6 protein-coding genes are annotated in these 6,205 nt (G+C 67.6%); 1 reads left to right on the top strand and 5 read right to left on the bottom strand.

The window, feature by feature from the left end; all coding sequences use genetic code 11:
* Nucleotides 1–254: 254 nt before the first annotated feature.
* Nucleotides 255–806 (bottom strand): DUF924 family protein, encoded by a 552-nt coding sequence (locus ACS8YF_RS02085; protein WP_440848563.1) that lies wholly within the window; start codon nucleotides 804–806, stop codon nucleotides 255–257.
* On the bottom strand, nucleotides 803–3,181 hold the full coding sequence (locus ACS8YF_RS02080) for a GNAT family N-acetyltransferase (protein WP_440848562.1): 2,379 nt from the start codon (nucleotides 3,179–3,181) through the stop codon (nucleotides 803–805). The genes ACS8YF_RS02085 and ACS8YF_RS02080 overlap by 4 nt, the downstream gene beginning before the upstream one ends.
* A gap of 393 nt (nucleotides 3,182–3,574) precedes the next feature.
* Here ACS8YF_RS02080 and ACS8YF_RS02075 point away from each other — a divergent pair, with 393 nt between their 5' ends.
* Nucleotides 3,575–4,378, top strand: coding sequence for an EAL domain-containing protein (locus tag ACS8YF_RS02075; RefSeq protein ID WP_440848561.1), 804 nt, complete (start codon nucleotides 3,575–3,577; stop codon nucleotides 4,376–4,378).
* Here the strand turns inward: ACS8YF_RS02075 and ACS8YF_RS02070 are convergent.
* The 3 genes from ACS8YF_RS02070 to ACS8YF_RS02060 are packed head-to-tail and all read right to left on the bottom strand — an operon-like array spanning nucleotide 4,345 to nucleotide 6,203.
* Entirely contained in the window at nucleotides 4,345–4,659 is a 315-nt protein-coding gene (locus ACS8YF_RS02070) for a DsrE family protein (protein ID WP_440848560.1), read from the bottom strand. The genes ACS8YF_RS02075 and ACS8YF_RS02070 overlap by 34 nt on opposite strands.
* Before the next feature lie 15 nt (nucleotides 4,660–4,674).
* The gene (locus ACS8YF_RS02065) at nucleotides 4,675–5,412 is read right to left on the bottom strand and encodes an ABC transporter ATP-binding protein (protein ID WP_440848559.1); all 738 of its coding nucleotides are present in this window, start codon (nucleotides 5,410–5,412) and stop codon (nucleotides 4,675–4,677) included.
* Nucleotides 5,409–6,203 carry an ABC transporter permease gene (locus ACS8YF_RS02060; RefSeq protein WP_440848558.1) on the bottom strand — a complete coding sequence of 265 codons (795 nt, stop codon included), beginning with the start codon at nucleotides 6,201–6,203 and terminating at the stop codon, nucleotides 5,409–5,411. Before ACS8YF_RS02060 ends, ACS8YF_RS02065 begins: the two co-directional genes overlap by 4 nt.
* Nucleotides 6,204–6,205: the final 2 nt, after the last annotated feature.

The raw sequence follows: 6,205 nt of genomic DNA, 5'->3' as shown, positions 1-6,205 counted from the left end.
GCGAAAAAAACGGGACGCAACGTCCGGCACGCGACAAACAGGTCACGCCGCCGGGGCTCAGTCCGACAGACTCCTAGTGTCCCTGTCTCGTAAGTTTCTTATCAAACGAGTGTGAGGCGTCGGCGTGGCTGGCAAGGCGCGGCACCCAGTCGTATCGGATCATACGGCCGGGTTTCGCAACGCCGCCAGACGCGGTGACGGTCGCGCGCAGTGTAAGGTTACTTGCGAGCCACGACACTAGGTAGAGGCAGACGCTAGAACCCCGAGCCCGGCTCGGACAAAAACGCCGCTTCCTCGTCCGTGTTCGCACGGCCGAGGGCGGCGTTTCTTTGTGGGTAGCGACCAAAGCGTTCCAGTACGGCGCGATGTCTGTGTTCGTGTTCCAGGTAGTGCGCCAACCCCGGTTCCGAGAACAGATCGAGCGCGCGGTCGTGTTCGGCCAGCGACTCACTGTGCATGAACGGCATGTAGAGGAAGGCGCGTTCGTCCGCGGCGAGATCGCGCGGTGCACCGGCCTCGACCGCCTGTTTCGCCAGCGCCAGTGCCAGTGCGTCGCCCGCGAATGCCTCGGCATGGCCGCGAAAGACGTTCCGCGAGAACTGGTCGAGCACGAGGATCTCGGCGAGCCGGCCGGTCGGTGAAGCCCGCCAGTAGGCCAATGTTTCGGCTCGTGCAGCCGGAATCAGGGCGCCGAATTCGGCCGCAATCCGCCGGTCCAGACTGGGGCTCGCCGTGAACCAGTCGCGCGGTTCCAGGGTGTCGAACCAGAAGGCGTGTACTTCGCGTGCGGGGACGGGCGTATTCATGGCGCCTCGTCGGTTTGCGCGGGCGGTGCCCGGTCGGCGTTGCGATAGCGGGCGACGTCGATCTCGGCCCGTACGCAGGTGGCGTCGTCGAGCGAGCGGCGGATGGCAAAGCCGAGGCTGCGCGCCAGTTCCAGCATGGGGCGGTTGTCGGCGAGGATCTCGCCGTAGACGGTTTTGATGCCGCGGGCGTGGGCCTGGCGCAACAGGCAGTCGAGCAGGTGCCGACCAAGGCCGATGCCGGTATGGGCGTGATGTACGAGTACGGCGAATTCGGCCTCGCGGCCGTCGGGATCGGCAATGATCGTGCCCATGCCGGTCAGCTCTGCGGGCGTATTCGTCGGGCTGATGACCAGCGAAACTTCGCGATCGTAGTCGATCTGCGTCATGCGGGCCGCCATGTCATGCGAGAAATGGCGGATGGTGCTGAAAAAACGCAGCCGGATCTCTTCCGGACTCAGGCTGTCGAGCAGGTCGAGCACCAGTGGTTCGTCGGACGGATGGATTGCACGCACGATGTAGGTGCGTTGATCGCGCAGGGTCACGCGGTGGCGCATGCGCGCCGGGTAGGGCGACATCGCGAGCCGGTGACGCGCGGCGCGCGGCGCGGCGGTGATCTCGATCAGCGTATCGGTGGGCGTGTGCAGGCGGCCGTGCGGGCCGATCGCGAGATGCAGGTCCAGCCGTGTGATCTCGGCGATGTCGACCACCAGCTTTGACAGGCGCACCAGCGCCTGGGCCAGCGCCTCGACCGCTTCCAGTGTTGCCGACAGGCGCCCGGCGCTGGCGCCTTCGAGCATGCGGCGCGCGAGCAACGCATCCAGCGGGGCGAAGCCATAGGCGGGCGCCACGCCCAACGCCTCGTCGGTGACACGCATGACCATGCCGAGCTCGGGGTGGTCGAGCACTTCGATGCGCACACGGATCGACGGGTCGGCACCGGCACGACCGCTCGGTGCGCCGACGATGCCATAGGCGGCGAGCGTTTCCTGGGTGTCCTCGGGCGAGAGCCATTCCACGCCATCGTCGGCGAGCACATGCAGGCGATGGCGGATGGCCTCGGCGTCGGCGGTGACCGTCGGGTCGGGCGGCGGCGTGGCCGTGAGCAGTTCGCGCGTTTGGTGATAGCGGCGGCGGTAACGGATGGCACGGGCCGCCTCGTCGGCCGAGGCGAAGGTGGCCAGTCGCGCCCGGGCGCTCGCCGCCCGTGCCGGCAGGGCGGTGTGCAGGCCGAGCCAGACGGTCATGAGGCGCGCGTCGAGCTCGGCGGCGGCGATCGCCTCGACCATGGGCGCGTGGGGATGCCCGGCGACGGGGCTGTGTACCAGTAGCGCGGCGTCGACCCCGCGGTCGGCGAGCGCGAGGCGCAGCGCCGCGACCGTTTCGGTGCTGTCGGAGCTTGCCAGATCGATGCCCGCGCCGGTGTTGTGGGCACGCGGTGCCGCATCGGCCAGTGCGCCGACGGTTTCGGCGCTGGCTTCCACCGGCGTAAGCGCCGCCCGGCGCAGGGCATCGGTGCCGAGTGCACACACGCCAGCGCCGTTGCCCAGCACCATCACCCGATCCTGGCGCACGCCGGGCAACAGTTCCAGCGCTGCCAGGCCGTCGAATAGGCCGCCGAGGTTTTCACACTCCACCAGACCGGCACGGGCGAACGCCGCCGAGCGGGCCGGGTCCGGACCGGGCGGCGTGCCGGGGCGATCGGCGCGTGTCTGGAGCACCAGTACGGGTTTGACCCGGGCGGCCGCGCGCGCGGCCGACATGAACTTGCGTGGCTCCGCGATGTCGCCGATCTGGAGCACGACCGCTCGGGTGCGTGGGTCGAGTGCGGCGTGGTCGAGCAGGTCGGCCGCGTCGATGTCGGCTTCCGCACCGGTGCAGGCGAGCCACGAAAACCCGATGTTGCGTCCGAGGGCCCAGTCGACGGCGGCCGCGGCCAGCGATTGCGACTGGCCAATCAAGGCGACCTTGCCCGGGCGGGGAAGCGAGGCCAGGGTGGTCATGTTCAGGCCTTTGCGGGTATCGAACACGCCGGCCGTGCGGCCGCCCAGAAGCCGCATGTTGGTGGGACGCGCGGCGCGCAGCACATCGTCTCCGATGCGATCGGGCGCTGCCCATACCACCGCTCGGCAACCGGCCTCGGCCAGGGCGGCGATGATGTCGGGGCGGCCCCAGCGGGGATCCATAACCACCGCGCACGGGCCGGGCGACGCCGGCAGACGCGAGCGATGGGGGCGTGTCGCCGCCACCTGCACCGGATCGCCCGCGGCGCTCGCTTCGAGATTGGCCAGAAGCTGTTTCTGGGCCGGCGTTGTCGGCTGGCCGAGTACCGACGCCCGGGTGCCGGAAAACAACGCATCGATATTGCGCAGTGTCATGCCGTGATGGCGCCTCGGGCGCGGTCATTGGCAGTGGTCGGCGCGGTCGGCATGGCATCTCCGTCAGCCGTCGGTGCAGGGCCCGGCAGTCGATTCAACACGCGCGCCCGGATTGGCGGGGCGGATGGTCCGTCGAACGGGCATCATGACATGCCGCCATGAGAGCAGGCTGCCATCGCCGACTCAAGTTGACCTTGGGCACAATTGATCGCGCCCCGGGATATGCTCCGGGTTGCCCCCGCCGCGGCTTCCGGCAGGGTTGCTTGCACGGCTCGCGGCGGGCCCGACGGGATGTGGGCGTGCAACATGGGCCCGATCGGTGTGAACATACTCTGGACTCGGGGCTGACTTGGCGGTGAACATGACAAGCACCGCATGGTAGAAGAGGCTTAAATGACGAACTGCGACGGCGATGACGCGCCGCACTGCACGCGCTGTGGCGGCGCGCTCGATTTCGATTTCACCATGGCATTCCAGCCGATCGTGGACGTTGCGGCCGGTGATGTCTTTGCCTACGAAGCCCTGGTGCGCGGGCCGGGCGGGGAGTCGGCCGCCTCCATTCTGGACCGGGTCGACGCGGGTAATATGTACACCTTCGATCAGGCCTGTCGTGTACGGGCGATCGAGATCGCGCATGCGCTCGGTTGTGATCGGATGCTGTCAATCAATTTTCTGCCAAACGCGGTGTACGCACCCGAGGCCTGCATCCAGGCGACCCTGGCGACGGCCGAACGACTGGGTTGGCCGGTATCGCGCTTGATGTTCGAGATCATCGAAACCGAAGCGGTACGCGATCGGCTTCACCTGCAGAACATCGTCGAGGCCTACAATGCCATGGGCTTCACCACAGCGCTCGACGATTTTGGCGGCGGCTACGCCAATCTCGATCTGTTGATCGATCTGCGCCCCGAGATCATCAAGCTCGATCGCGAGCTGGTGCGCGAGATCCCCCACACCCCGCGGCGCCAGGCCCTGGTCGAAGGCATGATCGCCATGGCCGCCAAGCTAGATATCCGCTTGATCGCCGAGGGCGTGGAAACCGCCGGCGAGGCGGCCTGGCTTTACCGGCACGGCATTGCGCTGCAGCAGGGCTATTATTTCGCCCGCCCCGGTCTCGAGCAGTTGCCGAGCGTACCCCCGGCACATTTCTCCGAGCTTGAAGCTCAGGCGCGCATGTACGCCCAGCCGTCGCGCTGACGCTGGGCGATATAGAGCACCGCGGCTTTTACGCGGGCGATCTCGGCGGGTGCCTCCAGGTCCTGACGGGCCAGGGTGTTCGCGCAGAGCCGCAACAGGGTATCGGTGTTGTCCGGCACGGCCAGGGCGGCAGCCACCGCTGGGCCGTTGACCACGATCTCCACCGCCGCGGTCGGTTCGGCCGAGAGCAGGTTGCGGGCATTGTTGCGGGCGCGGGCCAGGGAGGCTTCATCGGCGGCGTGAATGAGCAGCCGCAACGGCTGGTGTTCGGTGTCGGTCATGGTGCAATCCCGGATTCAGAGCGAATCGGCAATCTTGTGGTTGAGGGCGACGAAGGTGTGGTCGCCGCGCTCGCGCGGCCGGGGCAGATCAATACGCTCGTCGCGCACGATAGCCGCCGGACTGCCGCGCATGACCTGAATACGATCGGCCAGATACAGCGCTTCGTCGATATCGTGGGTTACGAAAAGCACTGCCATGCCCAGGCGCCGCCAGATCGCGATCAGTTCGTCCTGCAGGCGGCGCCGTGTGAGCGCGTCGACCGCCGAGAAAGGCTCGTCCATCAGCAGCAGGCGCGGATGCACGGCGAGCGCGCGGGCCAGCCCGATACGCTGGGCCTGACCGCCGGAAATCGAATGCGGCCAGCGATCGCGATAGGCGCTCATGGCCGTGAGCTGGAGCACTTCATCCACGCGTGCGCGGCGTTCGCTGCGCGACAGCTTCAAGCCGGCCAGTCCGTATTCGATGTTCGCATCGATCCGCCGCCAGGGCAGCAAGCGTGTGTCCTGAAATACGAAGCCCCGGTCGCGGCTGCCGCGGTTAAGGGCGGGCGACAGCTCGATATTGCCGCTGCTGGGCGGGATCAGCCCGGCGATGTTGCGCAACAGGGTCGATTTGCCGACGCCCGAGCCGCCGACGATGGCCACGAATTCGCCGTCCGCGACCGAGAAGTCCAGACCGGCGAATACCGGATCATCGCTGCCCGGGTAGTGATACGCCAGCCGTTCGACCGTCAGCAGAGGCGCGTCGTTCATGGCCGCCACCGCAACAGCTGTTTCTCGACCAGCGCGAACAAGCCGTCGGAAATCGAATAAATCAACGAGATCGCCAGCATGTAGACGACCACCGCGTCATAGGCGCCCACGCCGGCGGCCGAATTCATCTGCTGGCCCATGCCGGGCACGCCGAGCAGTTCGGCCGCGATCAGCGTCATCCAGGCCTGACCGACGCCGGTCCGCATGCCGGACAGAATGCCGGGCGCGGCGCCGGGCAGGGTGATGGTCAGCACGCGAGAAACGAACCCGCCGTGGCCGAACGCCCGCGCCAGTTCGTAGTAGCGCGGGTCGACGTTGGCCACGCCCGCGGCGGTGGCGAAATAGTTCACCCAGAACACGCCGATCGAAATTACGAACGCCGCACCGGCATGGCTGACATGAAACCAGGCGATGGCGAACACGACCCATGCCAGCGGCGGAATCGGGCGCAGCACGCGCGCGAGCATGAAATGCAGATCGTCGAACGCGCGCGAGCTCGCCGCGAGTAGACCGACCAGGAAGCCGGCGGCGGTACCCGCGCCCAGGCCCCAGACGTAATGAATCAGGCTGGAGCCGATGGCCGGCAGAAGATGGCCGCTACGCCATTCGCGTACCAGTGCCGCGGGAATCTCGAACGGATCGGGCAGGGTGCCGCGCGGCGCCCAGTTGAAGACATACGCGGCCTTCCAGATACCGATGAAGAGCGCGACCCCGAGCAGGCCGAGGCCGATGCGGCGGGCGCCGGCCCGTTTCTCGGCCCGACGCCGCCGTGCTTCTGCCGACTCCGTCAAGA

The sequence above is a fragment of the Salinisphaera sp. SWV1 genome (genome assembly GCF_052044155.1).
Lineage (GTDB): Bacteria > Pseudomonadota > Gammaproteobacteria > Nevskiales > Salinisphaeraceae > Salinisphaera.
This window is presented reverse-complemented; position numbering and strand designations above follow the sequence as displayed.

Bases quoted from the DNA above. Each gene is read 5' to 3' on its own strand.
- ACS8YF_RS02080 (WP_440848562.1), bottom strand. From the start codon at position 3,181: ATGACACTGCGCAATATCGATGCGTTGTTTTCCGGCACCCGGGCGTCG.
- ACS8YF_RS02065 (WP_440848559.1), bottom strand. From the start codon at position 5,412: ATGAACGACGCGCCTCTGCTGACGGTCGAACGGCTGGCGTATCACTAC.
- ACS8YF_RS02075 (WP_440848561.1), top strand. From the start codon at position 3,575: ATGACGAACTGCGACGGCGATGACGCGCCGCACTGCACGCGCTGTGGC.
- ACS8YF_RS02085 (WP_440848563.1), bottom strand. From the start codon at position 806: ATGAATACGCCCGTCCCCGCACGCGAAGTACACGCCTTCTGGTTCGAC.
- ACS8YF_RS02070 (WP_440848560.1), bottom strand. From the start codon at position 4,659: ATGACCGACACCGAACACCAGCCGTTGCGGCTGCTCATTCACGCCGCC.